Source organism: Alitiscatomonas sp. (assembly GCF_037242085.1).
GTDB lineage: Bacteria > Bacillota > Clostridia > Lachnospirales > Lachnospiraceae > Alitiscatomonas > Alitiscatomonas aceti.
This window is the reverse complement of the sequence record NZ_JAXXBR010000114.1, coordinates 1-19,741: the sequence shown is the minus strand read 5'-3', so window position 1 is coordinate 19,741 and position 19,741 is coordinate 1. Positions and strand designations below refer to the sequence as shown.

The following is a 19,741-nucleotide window of genomic DNA, read 5'->3' as shown; positions in this document are numbered from 1 at the left end:
GAACCCCCTCTGTTTTTTCACCTTACGGTGATCCCAATCCTATTTATATCCTTTCTCGTGCAGAGCAGCCTGGGCAGCAGCCAGTCTTGCGATCGGCACACGGAACGGAGAACAGGATACATAGTTTAAGCCTACCTTATGGCAGAACTCTACGGAAGACGGATCTCCGCCGTGCTCGCCGCAGATACCGCACTTAAGCTCCGGACGGGTTGCGCGTCCTTCCTTTACAGCCATTTCCACAAGACGGCCAACACCTGTCTGGTCAAGTCTTGCAAACGGATCGGACTCGTAGATCTTAGCCTTGTAGTAGGAATCTAAGAACTTGCCGGCGTCGTCACGGGAGAAGCCGAAGGTCATCTGTGTCAGGTCGTTGGTACCGAAGGAGAAGAACTCTGCCTCTTCAGCTACCTGTCCGGCTGTCAGAGCCGCACGCGGGATCTCGATCATGGTACCGATATGGTACTGGATGTCGGAGCCTTTCTCTTTCTTAACCTGCTCAGCAACTTCAACAACGATGTCCTTAACGAACTTCAGCTCTTTCTTCTCACCGATCAGCGGGATCATGATCTCCGGAACGATGTCGTAGCCGCACTCTTCCTTAACCTCGATGGCAGCCTCCATAACGGCACGGGTCTGCATCTTTGCGATCTCCGGATAAGTAACAGCCAGACGGCATCCACGGTGACCCATCATCGGGTTGAACTCATGGAGCTCATCACATTTTGCTTTGACAACTTCAACAGTCAGACCCATATCCTTTGCAAGGTCAGCCATCTCCTCAGTTGTCTTCGGAGTGAACTCATGCAGCGGCGGATCTAAGTAACGAACGGTCATCGGTCTTCCTTCCAGAGCCTTGTACATGCCCTTGAAGTCGCCCTTCTGGAACGGGATCAGCTCGTTTAATGCAGCCTCTCTTGCCTCAACGGTATCAGAAAGGATCATCTTTCTTAAGCTGTGGATTCTCTCGGGCTCGAAGAACATATGCTCGGTACGGCAGAGGCCGATACCCTCAGCGCCAAGCTTCACTGCGTTTGCAGTATCAGCCGGTGTATCTGCGTTGGTACGAACGCCCAGCTTACGGAAGCTGTCAGCCCAGTCCATGATCCTCTTGAAGTTTCCGCCAACGGAAGCCTCCTGAGTCTGGATATCGCCTTTGTAGATCTTACCTGTGGTTCCGTCTAAGGAGATGTAATCGCCTTCGTGGAAGGTATATCCGCCAAGGGAGAATTCCTTCTTCTCTTCGTCGATCTTGATCTCGCCGCAGCCGGATACACAGCAGGTACCCATACCACGGGCAACTACTGCTGCGTGGGAGGTCATACCACCGCGTACAGTCAGGATACCCTGTGCAGCGTGCATACCCTCGATGTCCTCCGGAGATGTCTCCAGACGAACCAGGATCACTCTCTCGCCCTTGCCGCCGATGCCTGCAGCCTTGGCAGTCTCTGCGTCGAAGCATACCTTACCTGCTGCTGCACCCGGGGAAGCCGGAAGAGCCTGTCCGATCACCTCGCCAGCCTTTAATGCAGCCGGATCGAAGGTGGGATGTAATAACTGGTCAAGAGACTTAGCCTCGATTCTGCATACAGCCTCCTCGGGAGTGATCTGTCCCTCGTCTACGAGATCGCAGGCGATCTGGATCGCAGCCGGAGCAGTTCTCTTACCGTTACGTGTCTGTAAGAAGTATAATTTGCCTTCCTCGATGGTGAACTCCATATCCTGCATGTCGTGGAAATGGTTCTCCAGCTTCATTGCAAGATCGATAAACTGCTTGTAGCAGTCCGGAAGGTCTTTTTCAAGCTGGGTGATGGGCTGCGGTGTACGAACGCCTGCAACCACGTCCTCACCCTGGGCGTTGATCAGGTACTCACCGAAGATACCCTTTTCGCCAGTGGAGGGGTTACGTGTGAAGGCAACGCCTGTACCGGATGTCTCACCCTTGTTTCCGAATACCATGGTCTGTACGTTTACAGCGGTACCCCAGTCGCCCGGAATATCGTTCATACGACGGTATACGATGGCACGCGGGTTGTCCCAGGAACGGAATACAGCCTTAACGGCACCCATTAACTGCTCCTTGGGATCCTGCGGGAACTCTTCCCCGTTCATAGCCTCTTTGTAAACGGCTTTGAACTTGTTTGCTAATTCCTTTAAGTCGTCAGCGGTCAGCTCTGTATCGAAATGAACGCCCTTTGCCTCTTTCATCTCGTCGATGATCTTCTCGAAGTAGGACTTGGGAACTTCCATAACAACGTCAGAGTACATCTGGATGAATCTTCTGTAAGAATCATATGCGAAACGCGGATTGCCGGTCTTCTTTGCGAAGCCCTCAACAGCCACGTCGTTTAAACCAAGGTTTAAGATGGTATCCATCATACCCGGCATGGATGCTCTTGCACCGGAACGAACGGAAACCAGCAACGGATCTTCGGTATCACCGAATTTCTTTCCGTTTACGCCCTCTAACCATGTAATAGCCTCGAAGATCTGGTTCTGGATCTCCTCTGTGATCTGCTTGCCGCTGTTGTAGTAATCGGTGCAGGCCTCTGTCGTAACAGTAAAGCCCTGCGGGATCGGCATGCCAAGGATCGTCATCTCAGCCAGGTTGCAGCCTTTACCGCCGAGAAGGTTTCTCATCGAAGCATTACCTTCTTCAAACTTATAAACCCACTTTGCCATAAGTTTTTCTTCCTCCTATCAAATTTGTAGAAAAGTTTCTACGTGACTAGTTTCTCCATTTCCCGGTTCCTGCCATGCGTTTTCCCATGTCCGCTGCCAGGACATATGGTTTGGAAATTTGCGCACAAAAACAGCAGGCCGGAAAACGGTCTGCTGACATTATAAGGGATATTGCCAGATATTGCAATATCCCCTAATGATTTTTTCGCCAAAATATATAGCTTATGAGGTTTTCATCCCCATTTTTCCGCGGATCCTAGTAAAAACTGCTGATGACCAGAGTCATGCCGATCCCCAGGACCGCGCCTGCCGCCACCTGGAGAGGCGTATGGCCCACATACTCCTTCAGTTTCTCCTGGAGCAGGACTCCGTCCAGGTTCAGTATATTTTCAAAAAACACACTATTTAAAAGCTGCGCCTGTTTTCCCGTCTCCCGGCGGACGCCCATGGCATCGTACATGACGACCATGGCCACCACAAAGCTGATGGCAAATTCAAAGCTGCCCACGCCGTATTTAAGCCCCGATGCCGTGGTCAGCGCGCATACCGTGGCCGAATGGGAACTGGGCATCCCGCCAGAGCCGAACAGCCGCTCCGGGTTGAACGACCGGTTTAAGACCACGTCAATGATGGTCTTTAAGACCTGGGCCACCGTCCAGCCCGCCACGGAACACACCAGCACCTGGTTCCCTAGTATCTCATTCCAAATCTCCATGGTTTCCTCCAAACTGCATTCCCTAGTAGCCCAGCAGCCAGTCGTACAGCTCCTGGTATTTTCCTGCGGATGTATTCCAGGAAAAATCCACCGCCATATCCCGGTCCACGATCTTGTTCCACTCACGCTTTTTATTGTAGTAGATATATTTTGCGTAGCGGATGATGTTTAACATCTCATGGGCATTGTAATTGGCAAAGGAGAAGCCGGTCCCGGTCCCCTCGTATTCATTGTACGGCCATACGGTATCCTTTAAGCCGCCGGTCTCCCGGACAATGGGCACAGTGCCGTACCGGAGAGCCATCAGCTGGCTTAAGCCGCAGGGCTCAAACAGGGACGGCATCAGGAAGGCATCGCAGGCCGCGTAGATCTTATGGGACATGGGCTCCGAATAATAGATCTGGGCAGATACCCGGTCATGGTATTTCCAGTCATAATGACGGAACATGTTCTCGTATTTATCGTCTCCCGTTCCCAGGACCACCAGCTGCACATCGTCGGTACAGATCTCGTCCATCACGCACTGGATCAGATCCAGGCCCTTCTGATCCGTAAGACGGGAAACGATGCCGATCATGAATTTCTTGTCATCTCTTGCCAGTCCCAGTTCCTCTTGGAGCGCCAGCTTATTCTTTGCCTTTTCCTTCCGGAAATTTTTCGCGTTATACTGCTGGGCGATATAGGGATCGGTCTCCGGGTTGAAATCATCGTAGTCGATGCCGTTGACGATCCCCCGCAGGTCGTTGGCCCGGGCTCTCATGAGTCCGTCCAGGCCCTCGCCGTAAAACGGGGTCTTGATCTCCTCTGCGTAGGTGCTGCTCACGGTGGTGATGGCGTCCGCATATACCAGGCCGCCCTTTAACATATTGCCGTCCTTGTAGGCCTCCAGCTTATCCGGCGTAAAATAGTAATCCGGAAGGCCGGAAAATCTCTGGATGGTCTTCACATCCCACACACCCTGGAATTTCAGATTGTGGATCGTCATGACCGTCTTCATATCGCGGAAGAATTCTCCGCCGCGGAACCGGTCCTTTAAATAGACTGGGATCAGTCCCGTCTGCCAGTCGTGGCAGTGGACGATATCCGGCTTCCATCCGATCACCGGAAGGGCCGAAAGGGCTGCCTGGGAGAAGAAGGAGAACTTTTCCAGATCATAATACCAGTCGCCGTAGGGCTTTTCCCCCCAGAAGTAGCTTTCATTATCGATGAAATAAAATGTGATCCCTTCATATACATACTGGAGGATCCCCACATAACGGCTCTGGCCCAGATAATCCATATAGAAATGGTCTATATAGGTCATTTCATTGCGGAGCACTTCTTTTATACAGAGATATTTGGGTATCATCACACGTACGTCAAAGTATTTTTTGTCAAAACATTTGGGAAGAGAACCCACAACGTCCGCCAGGCCCCCGGTCTTGATAAAAGGCACAGCCTCCGAAGCGATAAATAATATGTTTTTCATACTGAACCCATCCTTCCGCTAATACAGCTTTCGCTCATTTTCACTAGGTTCAGTATACCACATTCCCAGGGATTTAGAAAGTAGGTCCATAAACTTTTTAGATTCTCTTATATATGGCTGGACGGTTACATTCTCTTATAATCCAGGCGGATCTTATCTGCGATCAGTGCCACAAATTCTGAATTCGTCGGTTTTCCCTTGCCCCCGTTGACCGTATAGCCAAAAAGTTCATTCAGGGTATCCATCTTTCCCCGGCTCCAGGCCACCTCAATGGCGTGGCGGATGGCCCGCTCCACACGGCTGGACGTGGTCTGATGACGCTTGGCAATGGTGGGATATAAGATCTTTGTCACCGATGACAGCATCTCCGCGTCCTGCACCGACATGATGATGGCATCTCTCAGATACTGATATCCCTTAATATGGGCAGGGATCCCGATCTCATGGAGCATCTGGGTCACATCGGTCTCCAGGTTCTGCTCCATGTACGCCGCCTTATCCAGATATGGCTGTACCCGCCGCACGCCTCCGTGGTCGCCGGCAGCAGCAGCCCGTACCCTTCCCCGGCTGACCCGGCGTATCTTATCCAGCACCACATCCCGGCTGAACGGCTTCATTATGTAGTAATTGGCTCCCAGACGGAACGCGTCCTCGGTCACATCCTGGCTGCTGGCAGCCGTTACCATAATGAAAGAAGGAGTTCCCTTCATCTGGCTGTTGTTCCTGACCCGCTCCATCACGGAAATCCCATCCAGTCTCGGCATGATCACATCCATCAGAACGATATCCGGGTTCGTCTCCACGATCATGTTATACGCATCCTCACCGTTGTCCGCCTTTCCCACCACATGGATCCCGTCTTCCTTCTCAAGTATCTCTCCCAACAGATTTAATGTCTGTCTGTTATCATCCGCGATTGCAACCGAAACCTCTGCCATAGCATTCCCTCCTGAACTGTCATAATCAATGTCTATCCCCCTGCATTTTCCATTTTCTTTTAAAAAACGGGGAACAAGCGGTTTTATTATAGGCTTTTAACCGAGAAAGAAGCAATGAAATTCGTCCGCAACTTTCGACAACGTTTGACAATTTGCATGGAACGCAAAAAAAGCATCATCATTTTTCATGATAGACGCTTTTTTCTGAACATAATGTAATAATATGTCTTTTATCGTTTTTCCCTTGTGTCCTTCGGATCCCCTGTCCCCAGGCTACCGCTTCACTGCCACAAGATGGTTGACGAACTGCTGGGCCGTCCGGCCGGAAAGACCGCCGCCCCGCATCTCAAACCGGTTGGCCTCATAACCGATCTCCTCATCGCTCATCTCCTCCGGCGTGATCCCGGCCCGGCGTGCCAGCTCCACAGCCATCGCATTGAAGCCGCTCTTATCCGGCTTGGCGTAATAGATGGTAAGGCCGAACCGGTTCACCAGGGACAGCTTTTCCTCCATGGTGTCGGACCGGTGCATGTCCTCTCCGTGCTCCATGTCGTCCCGGTCACGGCTGGTCTCTTTTATAAGGTGACGGCGGTTGGAGGTGGCATAGATCAGCACATTATCCGGCTTTGTCTCCACGCCTCCCTCAATGACGGCCTTTAAGAACTTATACTCGATCTCAAATTCCTCGAAGGACAGATCATCCATATAAATGATGAACCGGTAATTCCGGTTCTTCACCTGGGCGATGATGGCGGAGAGATCCTTGAACTGGTGCTTGTAGATCTCGATCATCCTGAGGCCGTCGGGGTAAAACTGGTTCACGATGGCCTTGATGCTGGTGGATTTTCCTGTACCGGAATCTCCAAATAAAAGGACATTGTTGGCAGCCCTTCCCTCCACGAAGGCCCGGGTATTATCCACCAGCTTCTTTTTCTGGAGCTCATAGCCAATGAGATCGTCCAGCATCACTGCATCCATATTGTTGATGGGAAGGAAGCGGACGGTCCCGTCCTCATTCCCGGCAATGCGGAAGGCCTTATTCAGTCCGAACATACCCACGCCGTAATCCCGGTAAAACCCGGTCACATGGAAAAAAAAGGCCTCTGCATCCTCTGCCTCCGCCAGTTTTTCACTCAGGGCCCGCACCTTCTCACTGACGTTCCTGTTATACATCAGTTCCTTTTTCCGGATGGCCTTATAATGGGTCAGATGGTAAAAGCAGTCGATGGAAAGCGCCTCCTCCATCCAGGAAAAATCGTAATGGAACAGCTGCCGGAACATTTCAAGATCATGTTTTACAAAAATATTGACCGTTCCGTCCTGGGCTCCCACCTTTTCACATACCAGGCTGAAGGGATTCTCACTGGTGATCAGAAGAAAGGTCAGGTAATTCTGCCAGAGGTTTTTATCAAAGGCATAATCAGTGGATACAGAAAGGAGGTTTTTCACCTGGCCGAATACCCGGGTGCGCAGCACGTCCCTGTCCTGGCTCCCGTCTTTTAATCTCATGCAGATATCAGAAAGCTGCCAGAGGATCGAGTCCTCCGGCAGTTTTCCGTATACCAGCAGATTGGATACGATCTGGTTCATTATTCTACGATTGCTCCTCTGTCTGCTGAGGATACCATTCTGGCATACCGTTTCAGATATCCGGTCACCTGCTTCGGCTCCTTTAACTTCATGGTCCTTCTGCGCTCCTCCATCTCCTCATCGGAAACCAGCAGCTTTATGCTGTAATTTGGAATGTCGATGGCGATCTGATCCCCATCCTTCACATAGGCGATGGGGCCTCCGGCCGCTGCCTCTGGAGAAATATGGCCGATGGCGGCTCCGCAGGACGCACCGGAAAACCTTCCGTCCGTCAGAAGGGCCACGGTGGTATCCAGCTTCATTCCCACGATGGCGGAGGTGGGGGAAAGCATTTCCCGCATTCCAGGTCCGCCGGACGGACCCTCGTAGCGGATCACCACCACATCTCCAGGCACGATCTTTCCGGCATAAATGGCTGCAATGGCCTCCTCCTCAGAGTCGAAGCACCGGGCTGTCCCTGTGTTCACCAGCATTTCCGGCTTTACGGCAGAGCGCTTTACAATGGCTCCGTTGGGCGCCAGGTTTCCAAAGAGCACTGCCAGCCCTCCGGTCTTTGTATACGGACGGTCCAGAGGCCGGATCACCTCCGGATCGCGGTTCTTCGCATGGGCCACGTTCTCACCCAGGGTCTTTCCTGTGACGGTCATACAGCTTCCGTCGATCATCCCGCCGTCCAGCAGCTCCTTTAGCACGGCGGAGATCCCTCCGGCCTGCATCAGATCCTGCATGTGGTGATGGCCCGCCGGAGCCAGGTGGCAGAGGTTGGGCGTCTTCTCGCTGATCTCGTTGATCATATGGAGATTGATGGAGATCCCCGCCTCATGGGCAATGGCCGGAAGATGGAGGGCTGAGTTGGTGGAGCAGCCCAGGGCCATATCTGCGGTCAGTGCATTCTCAAAGGACTTTTCCGTCACGATGTCCCTGGGACGGATGTTGTCCTCCAGAAGCTTCATGACCTGCATCCCCGCCGTCTTTGCCAGGCGGATCCGCTCGCCGTAAACCGCCGGGATGGTCCCGTTTCCGGGAAGGCCCAGGCCCAGGACCTCTGTAAGGCAGTTCATGGAGTTGGCCGTGAACATACCAGAGCAGGAGCCGCAGCCGGGACAGGAGCTTCCCTCGATCTCAGCCAGCTCACCGTCGCCGATGAGACCGGCCTTCCTGGCTCCCACGGCCTCAAACACGGAATTTAAGTCTCTTTGTCCAATGGAGAGCATGGGGCCTCCGGACACGAAGATACAGGGGAGGTTCAGGCGCAGGGCCGCCATGAGCATTCCCGGCACGATCTTGTCGCAGTTGGGAATGAACACCAGGGCGTCGAAGCAGTGGCCGCTTACCATGCATTCGATGGTATCCGCGATCAGCTCCCTGGAGCTTAAGGAAAAATGCATGCCCTTGTGGCCCATGGCGATGCCGTCGCAGACGCCGATGGTATTAAACTCCATGGGAGTCCCGCCGGCCGCCAGAACGCCGTCCTTGACGGCCCTGGCAATGGTCTGTAAGTGTACGTGGCCCGGGGCGATCTCATTGAATGAGTTGACCACGCCCACAAAGGGGCGGCGGATCTGCTCGTCGCTGTATCCGTCGGCTTTTAAAAGGGAACGGTGGGGAGCACGCTCCACACCGGATTTTACCTGATCAGAATTCATATGCTGCACTCCTGTCCTTCCTTAAGATTATTTTGCCTCGTCTAAGTTCTGGGCCTGCTTCCAGCCCATCTTGGCCCTTAACTCACGGCCGGTCTTTGCTGCCAGCGTGTCCGCATGGGCGGCTCTGGCTGCGTTGAACATGGTGCGGCCTACCTGGTTTTCCAGGATCCAGTTCTTGGCAAAGGTGCCGTCCTGGATCTCTGTGAGCACCTGCTTCATCTCTGCCTTTACGGAATCGGTGATGATCCGCTTTCCAGTCATGTAGTCGCCGTACTCAGCCGTATCAGAGATGGAATAGCGCATTCCCTCAAATCCGGCGTTGAAGATCAGATCTACGATCAGCTTCATCTCATGGATACACTCAAAATATGCGTTCTCCGGCTTATATCCGGCCTCCACCAGCGTATTGAAGCCAGCCTCCATCAGGGCGCACACGCCGCCGCAGAGGACTGCCTGCTCGCCGAACAGATCGGTTTCTGTCTCTTCTTTAAAGGTAGTCTCTAAGATCCCGCCTCTGGCTCCGCCGATGCCTGCTGCATAGGCCTTTGCCACCTCCATGGAATTTCCGGAGGGATCCTGCTCCACGGCCACCAGGCAGGGCACGCCCTTTCCGGCCACATACTGGGAACGGACGGTGTGGCCCGGACCCTTGGGAGCGATCATGATCACGTTCACGCCGGCCGGCGGGATGATCTGTTTAAAGTGGATATTAAAACCATGGGCAAAGCACAGGGTCTTTCCGTCGGTCAGATTTTCCCTGATATCGTTTTTATAAAGAACCGCCTGCTTTTCATCGTTTACCAGGATCATGATGATATCGGAGGCCTTTACGGCGTCAGCGGTATTCATTACAGTAAAGCCGTCCTCTTTTGCCTGTACGGCAGATTTAGAGCCCTCATACAGACCCACCACCACGTCACAGCCGGAATCCCTTAAGTTCAGCGCATGGGCATGGCCCTGGGAACCGTATCCGATCACAGCGATCTTCTTTCCATCCAGAAGTGATAAATTGCAGTCTCTCTCATAATACATTGTAGCCATAGTTTTTTCTCCTTTTTTATATATAAAATTTGGTTAAAGCCTTTTTCATCCGCGCTTACGGTTCCGGCTGATCTTCCTCCGCCTCCCTGGGGGCGACGCTTAAGGTATTGTCCCAGCCGATCCCAATGGCGATATCTCCGGAGCTGCTTAACTCCAGGATCCCAAACTTGCGGATCTTCTCCACGAAGGAATCCACCTTTTCCTTGGTCCCTGTGATCTCGGCAGTCAGGTGCTCTTCTCCAAAGTCCACCACCTTCCCTCCGTATTCATTGATCAGCTCCAGCACCTGGTGCTTGGAGGAGCCGCGCTCCGTTCCGGTCAGATGCATCTTTACAAACATATGCTGGGCAAATAATGTATGCTCCTGTTCCAGGAGGGCCACAGTCTTCACATCATAAAGCTTATAAAGCTGGCGTACCACCTGGTCCTTCATATACTCATCTCCCGTGGACACGATGGTGAGCCGGGTGTATTCCGGGTTCTCTGTGGGTCCGGCGGAGATGGCGTCGATGTTATAGCAGCGCTTGGCGTAAAGTCCGGCGATCCGGTCCAGGACACCAAAGCGGTTGTTGACGATCAGGCCAACGGCAAATCTCTCTTCCATAGGCTTATCCTTTCACTATCATGTCTCTGGCCGACCGACCCGGCGGGATCATGGGGAGCACCTTTTCGTCCATACCGATATGGCAGTCGATGAGCACCGGTCCGTCGCTCTGATCCGCCTCGTCCAGGGCTTTCTTCAGCTCCTCCATGGTATGGGCAGAAACTCCTTTTGCCCCGAAGGCCTCTGCCAGGGCCGGAAAATCCGTCCTCCGGTCCAGGGTGGTATGGGAGTAATGGCAATCGTAAAAGATCGTCTGCCACTGTCTCACCATGCCTAAAACATCGTTGTTCATCACCACAATGGTCAGGGGCAGGTTCTGGCTCACCGCCGTGGCCATCTCGTTTAAATTCATCCCGAAGCTTCCATCCCCGGTAAAAAGCACTGTCCGCTTTCTTCCATTGGCGATGCAGCCTCCGATGGCGGCTCCCAGGCCGTAGCCCATGGTCCCCAGGCCGCCGGAGGTCAGAAGTCTCTGGGGCTTTTCAAATTTATAAAACTGCATGGTCCACATCTGGTGCTGTCCCACGTCGGTGGCCACCACCGTGTCCGCGTCCCCGTGGCGGTTCACCTCTTCAATGATCGCCCTGGGACTGAAGCCCTTTGCAGGCGGCAGGACCTCCGCGCTCTTATACTCTTCGATCTGGCGGAGCCAGTCCGGATGCTCACACTGGGGAAGCACATCCAGGATCCTTTGAAGGATCATCTTCACATCTCCCCACATGCTGATATCGGGACTCACATTCTTTCCGATCTCCGCCCGGTCGATATCGATATGGACCGTCATGCATTTGCTGGTATATTCATTCAGGTCGCCGGTGGCCCGGTCCGAAAACCGCACGCCCACAGCAAACAGCAGATCGCACTGGGACTGGGCCATGATGGAGGCGTACTGTCCGTGCATGCCGCACATGCCCAGGTTCAGCGGATAAGAGGCCGGCACTGAGGTGAGGCCCATCATGCTGAGTCCCACGGCCGCATCTAACCGCCTTGAAAGCTCCAGGACCTCTTTTTCAGCACCCGAGGCGATCACGCCGCCGCCTGCATAAATAAACGGCCGCTTTGCTTTCTTTACCATTTCCAGCAGCTCGTCCAGGCTGCTGATGCTGGTCTTTCTCGCCTTCTTCACAGAAGGCGCCTTCATATCCGGATCGTATTCCCACTCCGCCGCCTGGACGTTTTTTGGGATATCGATGAGCACCGGCCCCTTCCTCCCGTCGTTGGCGATCTCAAAGGCCTCCTGGATCGTCCTCTGGAGATCCTTAATATCCCGCACCATGAAATTGTGCTTCACGATGGGCTGGGTGATCCCCACGATATCCACCTCCTGGAAGGAGTCCTTCCCCAGGCTGCTGACTGCCACGTTTCCTGTGATGGCCACCATGGGCACTGAATCCAGGTATGCGTTGGCAATGCCGGTCACCAGGTTGGTGGCTCCGGGCCCGCTGGTGGCCAGGACCACTCCTGTTTTCCCGCTGGCCCTGGCATAGCCGTCGGCCGCATGGGCCGCTCCCTGTTCATGGGCCGATAATACATGGCGGATCCGGTCTGATGCCAGGTAGAGCTCATCATAAATATTTAAGACCGCGCCGCCCGGATATCCAAATATCACTTCCACTCCCTGATGGATCAGCTCCTCCACCAGGATCCGTGCACCATTCATTTTCATAAAGTCTTCCCCTTGTCTGGTTGATGGAAACAGATCTTCCGGGCCGCCTCCGCAGAAAATTTCCCTTCCGCCGCACAGCGGTCCCCGCAGAAAGCGTTTTTTATATCATAGGATGTACTTTCCCATGATACAAAAAAACCTTACAGCGTCGTGCTGTAAGGTTTCTCTCTATCCCAAATTTCTTTGAGTATACTGCCGTCAGATCCCTTAAGTTTCAGCATAACGCAAATAAGCATTCCCGTCCACGACGATAATGCTGCCAATAATTCGGATCACGACTGCGATTAGTACCAGTTCCATCATCATTGTATCTGCGTCTCCTTCCCTTAATGTTAGTTTATATTATACAAATTTCATCTGAAATTGCAAGTGCTTTATTTTCATATTTTCCATAAATCTTGGTTATGGTACGACGAAACCGTGCGCCCCGCTGCGGGGCCAGGCGGCCGGTCGTCTTCCCGGCAGAGTCACAGTGCTCCGGCCTTCGGTCATCTTCCCGGCAGGAACCGGTCTGCCGGCACATGGATGTCCACACTGAACGCCGTTTTTATAAGCCAGAGGAAGAACCACAGCACCAGCACCGGGATCACACAGTTAATGATGATCAGGACCGCCACTGCATCCACAAAGCGGCCCAGCGCCTTTTTGGCCTGATCCACTGCTCCATTGAGCTTCTCTCCTACCCCTAAGATCCAGCCGGACAGTCCCTTTTCCTCTCCGGATGCCTCCGCCGCTTCCTCTTCCACCGCTCCTGCGGCTTTTTCCGCCTCCTCAATGGTCTGGCTGACCTCAAAGGCCTCCTCGATCAGACTGCTGACCTTTAAGCTCGCGGGGATCACCATAAATATGGCAAGGCCGGTCACAGCAAGGCGCAGGGCTAAACGTTTTAAAACACCGGAGGATAAAAACATTCCCAGGATCCCCAGGACGCAGGCAGCCGGGATCAGAAGAGAAAAGGCCGCATGGCCCGTAATGGCCAAAAGGAACTTCTCCAGCATCACAGCCCCCGCGGCGATCATCAGATAGCTCCCAAGCTCTGCGATCTGGTCCGCCAGGGGAGTCGTGGCGTCCCCCGGAATGGCTGCCACAGCGATGGAGCTGGCCGCCACAGCCGCCGTCATCTCCATGACCGTAATCTTCTTTTCCTCCAGGGCCTCCATGGAGGCCTTATGGTATTCCGGCGCAGATACTCTTTCCGATACTACAAAAGCCGAAAGCGCCGCCACTGCAAGCAGCACCAGGGCCAGGACCGTCTTCTGCATCATATTTTTATTTAATTCCATGTTCTGTTATCCTTTCTCTTATGGTACGGCTTTCTCTCACGGAATGGGGACCCCGGAAGGACCGGCTGCCGGCCGCTTTTTCCTATGCATAAAAAAGGCGTCCAGGGACAGCCGCAGGACGCCGTTTTTCGTTTTCCCGTTTACAGTTTTGAATATCCGTATGGATTGATCAGCGCATCCAGCTTCTTTCCTTCCTTGCAGATCGGACAGTTGCGGTAATCGCTGAACATATAATCCGGCAGCTCCCGCTTTCCGAATACGGATTTGATGGGGATCCCGTTCATCTCGTCCAGGGCGCTGAACACTGCCGATACGCTCTGGATGATGCCGCCGTAATACTGGATTCCCTCGATGCCCTTGTTGATGGTAAGACCCGTGGTCACGGTGGCAGTCAGAAGGATCACATTCTTCCCGTTTAACATGGGACGGAAATTATCCTTGAACATGATCTGGCTGTTGCTGTTGAATTCGGGCTTGATGATATAAATGGTCTTGTGGGCGTTCAGGGACAGGAAGCCGCCCTTTGTCAGCTCCTCTGCCAGAAGCGTTCCGATGACCTCTGTTCCTTCCATGCATACGATGGTATCCACGACCATGTCGTACAGGTACATATGTACCAGTGCCCTGGCGATCTCCTGGGCCTCACTGACGCGGCTCTTGATGGTCGTCAGATCGATATAATAATTGGTGTGGGCATGGTTGGTGGCAAAATGGCCTTTTGTGACCTTTAAGCCAACGTCGGTTCCGGGTGCATAAATTTTCTCGTACTTCAGCTCCATAGATCTGCCTCCTTTTCATAGGGTTCACGTACATAACCGTTCAGATATCTGACTCTATTATACTAAACCTTCCGAGGTATCACAAGAAAAATTTACACATTTTATCTATTTTTTTGAAATAGAGTTACTATTTTTCCATTTCCTTTACCAGGCCAGCACCTCATGACCGTCCTCGGTCACCAGCACCATGATCTCCCACTGGGCCGACGGCTTCCCATCCTCCGTATAAATGGTCCAGCCGTTTCCATCGTCCACAAAGATCTCGTCGCCGCCCATGTTGACCATGGGTTCAATGGTAAAGATCATGCCCGGGGCCATGAGCATTTCCGTTCCCCGACGGGTCACATAGCTGACAAAGGGATCCTCATGGAATTCCAGTCCCACGCCGTGGCCTCCCACATCCTCCACCACTGTATAGCCGTGCTTTTTCACATGGTCATGGACGGCCTGGCCCATGTCTCCCAGATATCCCCATGGCTTCACCTCCTGGAGTCCCTTTTCCACCGCTTCCCTGGCGACGCGCACCAGCTTCTCCTTTTCCGGTCCCACATCCCCGATCATAAACATACGGGAGGAATCGGAATAATAGCCGTGGAGGATGGTGGACACATCCACGTTGATGATATCGCCCTCCTTTAAGACCACGTCCTCTGACGGGATCCCGTGGCACACCTGGGCGTCAATGGAGGTGCAGACGCTTTTGGGGAAGCCCTCATAGCCCAGAGGAGCCGGGATCCCTCCGTGCTTTGTTGTATAATCATACACCCACTGGTCGATCTCCGCCGTTGTGATCCCGGCCCTGATCCGCTCTGCCACGTAGTCCAGCACCGCCACATTGAGCTTTCCGCTCTCCCGGATCCCCTGGATCTGCTCCGGCGTTTTTATGATCTTGTGGGACGGCACCTCATGTCCCATGAACCGGGCCCTGCTCACCTTCCTGTCGAATTCCTGGTGGCACTGGCCGTAGGGCTTTCTGCTCCCGCACCAGCATGGGTCTCCGCTTCCGATTCTCTTTAACATTTATTTTTCCTCTTTTCCATGATTTTTTATGAACACAAAGCTGTTTTCCTCCGAATGCTCCGGGGAATACCCGTAGCCGGATACGGAAAACCCTTTGACCGCTTCCACATCTGTAACGTTGTTTTCTGCAAGAAAACGGACCATCTCTCCTCTGGCCATTTTGGCCTCCGTGGCCTTTATCTTTACTTTTCCGTCCTTCAGCACGCCAAAGACGCAGGTAACAAACCGGATATCCGGCGTCAGGAACGGCTCGATGGCTTTGCTGTATTCCCTGGAGGCCAGGTTTAAGATCACCGGCGTATTTTCTGCCTTCCCGCCGCTGCCCGGCTCCGTCTCCTCTTCTGTCTTTCCGGTCAGCTCCTCAAACAGACTGCTCCCCCAGAAATCGTACAGGTCCTTCTTTCCATCCACTGCCAGCCTGGCCTGCATTTCCAGGCGGTAGGGAGTTACCCGGTCGTCGGGCCGCAGGATCCCGTAAAAGCCGCTCAGGATCCGCAGATGGTTTTTTACGTATTCCCACTGACCATGGGAAAACAGGTGGGGCGCCATATACTGGTACTGGATCCCCACATAGGAAAGAAGGGCCGGCGTCAGCGCCCGGTCCAGATCCATGGCCTGGTACCGTTCAAAATTTTCCCGTGTGATCCGGTCGTTGGCCTTAAACAGCTCCTTAAGCTCCTCTTCCGACATGGAGCAGAGCCGTTCATGCAGCCGTTTTGTCCGGTCCAGAAACACCGGAAAACCGCCGGGTTCAAACATGTCACTGCATTCTTCCATTTTCTTTGCGGGGGAAATAATGATCTTCATCAGATGTTTTCGCTCCTTGCATATTTTTCCAGCCTTCGGTATAATGAGGATATCAGAGGGCCGCGCTCTGCGGCCCGGGGCTCCGGCTCCGGCACTGGATATTTCCGGCTCCGGCCCGGGTCCCCGTCACTTATCATACATTCACAGAATGGGTTTGTCAAACCATTCTGCGCAGGGGTGTACCGCAGGAAAGGGGAAACGTCATGAAGGTATTAGTCACAGGGTTCGATCCGTTTGGCGGCGAATCCATAAATCCGGCCTGGGAGGCCGTAAAATGTATCAGAAATGAGATCGCCGGGGCAGAGATCGTCACCATGCAGATCCCGACCGTAGTCGGCAGATCCATCGAAAGGATCCATGAAAAGATGAAGGAGCTCCAGCCGGATATGGTCATAAGCGTCGGCCAGGCAGGCGGCAGGTTCGGCGTAACGCCGGAGCGGGTAGCCATCAACATCACCGATGCCAGGATCCCCGATAACGAAGGAAACCAGCCCATTGACGAGCCGGTATTTGCGGACGGGGATGCCGCGTACTTCAGCAATCTTCCCGTGAAGGCCATGGTCCAGGCCATCAAGGACGCCGGATATCCGTCCAGTCTGTCCAACTCCGCCGGAACCTATATCTGCAACCATGTGATGTACGGGATCCTCTATTATATCCATAAGGAATTCCCGGATGTCCGCGGCGGCTTTATCCATGTGCCCTACGCCGCATCCCAGGCAGTCAATAAGCCCAATACGCCGTCCATGGCCATTGCAGACATCACCGCAGCCCTGGAGGCCGCCATTGAGGCCGCCGTCCGCAACACATGCGATATCCGGGCAGTGGGCGGGGAGATCCATTAAGGGGCATTCCTGTGGGGACGGAAGAGGGCTGCGGCTCATACGAACCGCAGCCCTTTGTCTGGAACTGTCTTTTTCCCAACAGCAGCTTTAACCGCCTACCTCCTGCTGCGTTTTTCCTCCAGCCTGGAAATCAGCACCGTTCCCACCAGATCTCCCAGACAGTTATTGGTTGTGGTTCCCATATCGAAAAGCCGATAGAACGCAGCAATAATACCGACAATTTCTGTTGGAAGGTTAAATGCCTCCACCACTACTAAAAGCTTTACAATACCGCTTCCCGGAACACCTCCGCCTCCTGTGGACAAAATTGCAGACAACAAGACGACTCTTAACATCATCTCAATACTTACTGCCTGTCCGCAGACCTGACAGATAAACATGATCACACATCCGTAAAGCAGGACACTTCCATCATAATTCATCTGAGAACCCAGAGGCACGGTAAAACTGGAAATACGATCCGGTACATTGAATTTTTCACGCGCCACTTTCATATTTACAGGAATTGCAGCTACGCTGCTGCATGTAGAAAGGGTATAGACCCATAGCTCCGCACTTTCTTTTATAAATTTAAAGGGATTGATTCCGGCGCCAATAAAGAGTATGCCTCCATACACAACCAGAATATGTACCAGACAGGATAAATAATATGTTCCTAACAGGGTGGCCATGGATGTAAAAATTCCTGTACCATATTTTCCAAAGGACGCACCCATAAGGAATAAAATGCCAACCGGAGATGCCTTCATGATCATTCCAATAAGAGAAAAAACCATACTGCATAAAGCATCACATCCAGAAATCAGTTTTTGACGATGGTCCTCATTTTTCACCAGCATAATAGCCACACCGATCAAAATGGCAATGATGACTGTCTGCAGAATATTCGCCTCCACAAAGGTCTGGAACATGTTCGCAGAAAACATATTAATGAAAAAATCTGCAATGGTTATATCCGCAGAGCCAGAAACCTCCTTAGACTCCAGACCGGTGAAATTCGCATATTTTCCTGGCTGGACGATGCCTGCTACCAGCAACCCCACCACACTGGCTATCAATGTTGTAATAATATAAAAAGCCATGATACGTACAGCGATCCGTCCCAGGGTCTTTAAGTCCTTCTGAGATGTAATACCAGTAATAATCGTCATTAAAACCATGGGGACAACGATCAGCTTAATGCAGTTCAGCCATACGGTTCCAATAAATTCCAGCTTCACCATGACATCTCCAAATAGCAGTCCCAAAACTGCTCCCAGTATCATGGCAGAAAAAACCTGCGTGCTCAGCCCTATTTTCTTTCCCGCTATCTTCATCTTTGTAATCCCCTTTCCCCCAGTATTTACAGAGAACGATCAATCTCAAGAACAATTTCCGCAGCCCTGACCGCATCCTGGCGCGTAATTCCCTTATAGAGCACCATCCGAACCTTAACCAGGCTCCGGAAGGGACGCATGAGAAGACCCTTTTTTTCTGCTATTTCACAGAATTCCTCCGCATAAATTCCAGCTTTGGACAGATCCAGCATAATAATATTGGTCTGTACCTCCTCCTGTATGCCAATTTTTTTCATCTTTCCCTTCAGCATATCGTAGATCACACTGGCATTTTCAATATCTTCCCTTAAACGTTCGATATTGTTTTCCAGGGCATAAATTGCCGGAGCTGCGGCCACACCTGCCTGACGCATGACGCCGCCGAACAGCTTACGATTCTCACGGGCTTTTTTACAGAAATCCTCTGTACTGCAGAGTAAAGAGCCTATAGGTGCGCCCAGACCCTTTGACACACAGAACATGACAGAATCCGCATATTGGCAGAGCTGGCTGGCCGTCGTATCCAGATATGCTGCAGCGTGAAACAGCCGGGCTCCATCCATATGGATCCATGCGCCATGCTTATCAGCTACTTTTCTTATTTTTTCCAGCGTGGAACAATCAATGCAGTATCCGCCTGCCGAATTGTGAGAATTTTCCAGACATACCAGCTTTGACCCACTTTCTGAAAGCAACCGGTCAATCTCTTCCGGATCCGGCATGTGCTTGTGATCCAACCTGTAACAAACGGGAATCAAACGTCCATAATCTTTCTCAAATACAAATTTCTCTGTCAGTAGAATATGCTGCTCCTCTTCAACTAAAACCTTGTCTCCAGCATGACAGCATGTCATAATCGCTGTGGAGTTTGCAAAGGTTCCGGTCGGCATAAAAACTGCGGCTTCCTTTCCGGTTATTTCAGCTGACAAATCTTCCAACCGATTCACTGTGGCATCTTCTCCACGGCCTCTGGAATCCGTTCTCCCATCATCCCCTAATTTTGCCGCTAATATAGTCTCTAACATAGGTAAATCCGGCATCGTTAATGTATCGCTTCTTAAATCAATCATAACTTTTCTGTACCCCCAGAATCAGTAAATTATAAAATACGCGTAATTTATTAAGATAATTAAAGCATCCTCTTGACAAATAATCCAATACTAATATTAATATATAATTATAAATAAAAATCTATACTATGGAGAATTCTGCAATGTTTAATCATATGGATTACGTTTATTCAGTTTATAAAGAGCGCAGCTTCAGTAAGGCAGCCGAGGCACTCCACATATCCCAGCCTTCCCTGAGCGCCACCATCCAGAAAATTGAAGAACAAGTTGGTGA

The 19,741-nt window shown here is 52.2% G+C and carries 17 protein-coding genes; 2 read left to right on the top strand and 15 right to left on the bottom strand.

What is annotated here, in order from left to right; genetic code table 11:
• Positions 1-39 precede the first annotated feature (39 nt).
• The 13 genes from ppdK to yaaA form a co-directional block, all read right to left on the bottom strand.
• Complete coding sequence (gene ppdK / locus WIH05_RS11835) at positions 40-2,679, bottom strand: pyruvate, phosphate dikinase (RefSeq protein WP_022273225.1); 2,640 nt, start codon at positions 2,677-2,679, stop codon at positions 40-42.
• A 256-nt stretch (positions 2,680-2,935) separates the two neighbouring features.
• Positions 2,936-3,394, bottom strand: coding sequence for a divergent PAP2 family protein (locus WIH05_RS11830; RefSeq protein ID WP_022273226.1), 459 nt, complete (start codon positions 3,392-3,394; stop codon positions 2,936-2,938).
• 22 nt (positions 3,395-3,416) lie between these two features.
• Positions 3,417-4,862 carry a glycogen synthase GlgA gene (gene glgA, locus WIH05_RS11825; protein ID WP_022273227.1) on the bottom strand — a complete coding sequence of 482 codons (1,446 nt, stop codon included), beginning with the start codon at positions 4,860-4,862 and terminating at the stop codon, positions 3,417-3,419.
• A 125-nt stretch (positions 4,863-4,987) separates the two neighbouring features.
• Positions 4,988-5,800, bottom strand: a complete 813-nt coding sequence (gene spo0A / locus WIH05_RS11820; RefSeq protein WP_022273228.1) for a sporulation transcription factor Spo0A — start codon at positions 5,798-5,800, stop codon at positions 4,988-4,990.
• A 273-nt stretch (positions 5,801-6,073) separates the two neighbouring features.
• On the bottom strand, positions 6,074-7,390 hold the full coding sequence (locus WIH05_RS11815) for an ATP-binding protein (protein ID WP_022273229.1): 1,317 nt from the start codon (positions 7,388-7,390) through the stop codon (positions 6,074-6,076).
• Positions 7,390-9,036, bottom strand: a complete 1,647-nt coding sequence (gene ilvD / locus WIH05_RS11810; RefSeq protein WP_022273230.1) for a dihydroxy-acid dehydratase — start codon at positions 9,034-9,036, stop codon at positions 7,390-7,392. Before ilvD ends, WIH05_RS11815 begins: the two co-directional genes overlap by 1 nt.
• Positions 9,037-9,063: 27 nt before the next feature.
• Entirely contained in the window at positions 9,064-10,077 is a 1,014-nt protein-coding gene (gene ilvC / locus WIH05_RS11805) for a ketol-acid reductoisomerase (RefSeq protein WP_022273231.1), read from the bottom strand.
• 55 nt (positions 10,078-10,132) lie between these two features.
• On the bottom strand, positions 10,133-10,681 hold the full coding sequence (gene ilvN, locus WIH05_RS11800) for an acetolactate synthase small subunit (RefSeq protein ID WP_022273232.1): 549 nt from the start codon (positions 10,679-10,681) through the stop codon (positions 10,133-10,135).
• Between the two features lie 4 nt (positions 10,682-10,685).
• A complete protein-coding gene (ilvB, locus tag WIH05_RS11795; RefSeq protein ID WP_215653198.1) occupies positions 10,686-12,347 on the bottom strand; it encodes a biosynthetic-type acetolactate synthase large subunit in 1,662 nt (553 codons plus the stop codon).
• A 488-nt stretch (positions 12,348-12,835) separates the two neighbouring features.
• The gene (locus WIH05_RS11790) at positions 12,836-13,630 is read right to left on the bottom strand and encodes a hypothetical protein (RefSeq protein ID WP_022273235.1); all 795 of its coding nucleotides are present in this window, start codon (positions 13,628-13,630) and stop codon (positions 12,836-12,838) included.
• 140 nt (positions 13,631-13,770) lie between these two features.
• Positions 13,771-14,409, bottom strand: coding sequence for a hypothetical protein (locus WIH05_RS11785; protein ID WP_022273236.1), 639 nt, complete (start codon positions 14,407-14,409; stop codon positions 13,771-13,773).
• 144 nt (positions 14,410-14,553) lie between these two features.
• Complete coding sequence (locus tag WIH05_RS11780; RefSeq protein ID WP_022273237.1) at positions 14,554-15,429, bottom strand: methionyl aminopeptidase; 876 nt, start codon at positions 15,427-15,429, stop codon at positions 14,554-14,556.
• On the bottom strand, positions 15,430-16,236 hold the full coding sequence (gene yaaA / locus WIH05_RS11775; RefSeq protein ID WP_022273238.1) for a peroxide stress protein YaaA: 807 nt from the start codon (positions 16,234-16,236) through the stop codon (positions 15,430-15,432).
• A 203-nt stretch (positions 16,237-16,439) separates the two neighbouring features.
• Between yaaA and pcp the strand changes: the two genes are divergently transcribed.
• Positions 16,440-17,081, top strand: a complete 642-nt coding sequence (gene pcp / locus WIH05_RS11770; protein ID WP_022273239.1) for a pyroglutamyl-peptidase I — start codon at positions 16,440-16,442, stop codon at positions 17,079-17,081.
• Between the two features lie 95 nt (positions 17,082-17,176).
• Here pcp and WIH05_RS11765 read toward each other — a convergent pair whose 3' ends face one another.
• Together WIH05_RS11765 and WIH05_RS11760 are read right to left on the bottom strand one after the other, a co-directional pair.
• The gene (locus WIH05_RS11765) at positions 17,177-18,397 is read right to left on the bottom strand and encodes a dicarboxylate/amino acid:cation symporter (protein ID WP_022273240.1); all 1,221 of its coding nucleotides are present in this window, start codon (positions 18,395-18,397) and stop codon (positions 17,177-17,179) included.
• Between the two features lie 26 nt (positions 18,398-18,423).
• Positions 18,424-19,467 carry a threonine aldolase family protein gene (locus tag WIH05_RS11760; protein ID WP_337425427.1) on the bottom strand — a complete coding sequence of 348 codons (1,044 nt, stop codon included), beginning with the start codon at positions 19,465-19,467 and terminating at the stop codon, positions 18,424-18,426.
• Between the two features lie 143 nt (positions 19,468-19,610).
• Here WIH05_RS11760 and WIH05_RS11755 point away from each other — a divergent pair.
• Positions 19,611-19,741: LysR family transcriptional regulator (locus WIH05_RS11755; RefSeq protein ID WP_337425440.1), on the top strand; the 131-nt coding region annotated here is incomplete at its 3' end.

Bases quoted from the DNA above. Each gene is read 5' to 3' on its own strand.
- WIH05_RS11760 (WP_337425427.1), bottom strand. From the start codon at position 19,467: ATGATTGATTTAAGAAGCGATACATTAACGATGCCGGATTTACCTATG.
- WIH05_RS11765 (WP_022273240.1), bottom strand. From the start codon at position 18,397: ATGAAGATAGCGGGAAAGAAAATAGGGCTGAGCACGCAGGTTTTTTCT.
- pcp (WP_022273239.1), top strand. From the start codon at position 16,440: ATGAAGGTATTAGTCACAGGGTTCGATCCGTTTGGCGGCGAATCCATA.
- ilvD (WP_022273230.1), bottom strand. From the start codon at position 9,036: ATGAATTCTGATCAGGTAAAATCCGGTGTGGAGCGTGCTCCCCACCGT.
- spo0A (WP_022273228.1), bottom strand. From the start codon at position 5,800: ATGGCAGAGGTTTCGGTTGCAATCGCGGATGATAACAGACAGACATTA.
- WIH05_RS11815 (WP_022273229.1), bottom strand. From the start codon at position 7,390: ATGAACCAGATCGTATCCAATCTGCTGGTATACGGAAAACTGCCGGAG.
- glgA (WP_022273227.1), bottom strand. From the start codon at position 4,862: ATGAAAAACATATTATTTATCGCTTCGGAGGCTGTGCCTTTTATCAAG.
- WIH05_RS11785 (WP_022273236.1), bottom strand. From the start codon at position 14,409: ATGGAGCTGAAGTACGAGAAAATTTATGCACCCGGAACCGACGTTGGC.
- ilvN (WP_022273232.1), bottom strand. From the start codon at position 10,681: ATGGAAGAGAGATTTGCCGTTGGCCTGATCGTCAACAACCGCTTTGGT.
- WIH05_RS11780 (WP_022273237.1), bottom strand. From the start codon at position 15,429: ATGTTAAAGAGAATCGGAAGCGGAGACCCATGCTGGTGCGGGAGCAGA.
- WIH05_RS11790 (WP_022273235.1), bottom strand. From the start codon at position 13,630: ATGGAATTAAATAAAAATATGATGCAGAAGACGGTCCTGGCCCTGGTG.
- yaaA (WP_022273238.1), bottom strand. From the start codon at position 16,236: ATGAAGATCATTATTTCCCCCGCAAAGAAAATGGAAGAATGCAGTGAC.
- ilvB (WP_215653198.1), bottom strand. From the start codon at position 12,347: ATGAAAATGAATGGTGCACGGATCCTGGTGGAGGAGCTGATCCATCAG.
- ilvC (WP_022273231.1), bottom strand. From the start codon at position 10,077: ATGGCTACAATGTATTATGAGAGAGACTGCAATTTATCACTTCTGGAT.
- ppdK (WP_022273225.1), bottom strand. From the start codon at position 2,679: ATGGCAAAGTGGGTTTATAAGTTTGAAGAAGGTAATGCTTCGATGAGA.
- WIH05_RS11830 (WP_022273226.1), bottom strand. From the start codon at position 3,394: ATGGAGATTTGGAATGAGATACTAGGGAACCAGGTGCTGGTGTGTTCC.